Genomic DNA, 1581 nt, shown 5'->3' with positions numbered 1-1581 from the left:
TGGGGGGTACGAGGCAGGGCGGGGTGCGGCAGGACGGCCCACGGCCCGGCAGCGTATGGCGCGGCGGCCAGCACTGCGGCAGCAAGGGGTGCGATGGCGCGCGACAGGGTGACCAGCGGCAGGACGGCCAGCGGCAGGATGGCCAGCAGCAGGACGGCCAGCGGCACAGTGGCCAGCAGCGGGACGGCCAGCGGCAGGGCGTCGAGCAGCAGGGTGGCCAGCGGCAAGGTGACCAGCAGCGGGGTGGCCAGCGGCACAGTGGCCAGCGGCGGGATGGCCAGCAGCGGGGCATCGAGCAGCGGGGTGGCCAGCAGCGGGGCGTCGAGCCGCGGGGTGGCCAGCAGCGGGGTGGCGGCGCGGTCCAGGGTGGACGGCGCGGACGTGGGGGTCGTGGTGGGCGGGGTCAGGTCGGGATGGGCGAGGTTCGGCTCGGCGGCGTGCTCGGCCTGGTGCTGCTGCTGTGCTCGGCCTGCGGGGTGACGGTGCAGAACAAGCCGCAACCACTGGTCACCTCTCCCCCGACCACGCCGACCACCACCCAGGTGACCACGATCCCGACAACAGGGGAGGTCACCGACACGGCGCCCGCGCCGACCACCGAGGAGCCACCGACCACCACCACGACGTCCACGAGCGACTCGGCGACGGTGGGCGAAACCACCACGCCCACCGGCACGACGCCCCCCGCGAACTGACCCCGGCCCCGCACCGCCCCTGCCCAGCACACCGCCAATCGCCCGCCGGGCCACCACGCCTACCGCGCCACGCACCACCTACCGAGGCACCCCCACCCACCGAAGCGCCTCGCCCACCGCGCCGCCCCACCTTCGAGCCGCGCCGCTCCGCCTTCTGAGCCGCGCCGCCCCACCTACCGGAGCACCCCACCAGCGGTCAGAGCCCGTGGCAGGGGCAGCAGCGCCCGTGGCGGGGTCTCAGTCTGCGTCCGTAGCGGGGGCAGCCCGTGTTCGGAGTGGGGTCAGTCCTCGTTCGGAGCGGGATCTCAATCCGCGTTCGGGGTGGTCGTCAGTTCTGCGGCGTAGCCGCGCAGGGCGCGCTGGTAGCGCTGGAGGTCGGGGCTGTCGACGCGGTCCACCGCCAGGGTGAGCAGGAGCGCCACGGCCTCGGGGGCGCGGCCCGCGCTGGTCAGGGCCAGTGCGAGGAACGCGCGGACCGAGTCGTGGCCGGGGAACTCGCGGTCGGCGCGCTCCAGCGCGGCGATGGCCTCGTCGTGCCTGCCCAGGTTGCGCAGGGTGCTGCCGTACTGGATCAGGCCCTGCCGCAGCCGGTCGTCGTCCAGGCCCGCCGCGAAAGCGCGCTCGTACGCCGGGGCCGCCTCGGCCTCGTGACCGGCGTAGTCGAGCGCGCCCGCGTACTCGAACAGCGCCACCACGTCGTCCGGGTGCTCGGCCAGCAGCGCGCGGAAGTGCTCGACGGTCGGCTCCGGATCCTCCGGGTCCGCCTTCGCCCAGCCCCGCTCCACGGCCTCGTCCACGGTGGTCATGCCCAGCGCCCCCTCGGTGATCGTCCGCGCGCCCCGGTGGCGCACGGACGATCAACGCATACACCGCCGCGTCCGTCCAA

Annotated in this window: 3 protein-coding genes; all 3 read right to left on the bottom strand. The window is 75.1% G+C overall.

The window, feature by feature from the left end; genetic code table 11:
• Window positions 1-500 (bottom strand): hypothetical protein (locus ACTUAL_RS20640; RefSeq protein WP_440901400.1); only part of this gene is annotated, 500 nt, incomplete at its 3' end.
• Window positions 404-661, bottom strand: a complete 258-nt coding sequence (locus tag ACTUAL_RS20635; protein WP_440901399.1) for a hypothetical protein — start codon at window positions 659-661, stop codon at window positions 404-406. The genes ACTUAL_RS20640 and ACTUAL_RS20635, both read right to left, overlap by 97 nt.
• A gap of 339 nt (window positions 662-1000) precedes the next feature.
• Window positions 1001-1546 (bottom strand): tetratricopeptide repeat protein, encoded by a 546-nt coding sequence (locus ACTUAL_RS20630; RefSeq protein ID WP_440901398.1) that lies wholly within the window; start codon window positions 1544-1546, stop codon window positions 1001-1003.
• Window positions 1547-1581: the final 35 nt, after the last annotated feature.

The sequence above is a fragment of the Actinosynnema sp. genome, from assembly GCF_052038725.1.
Note: the sequence above shows the minus strand (reverse complement) of the source record. Positions and strands in the feature narration are given on the sequence as shown.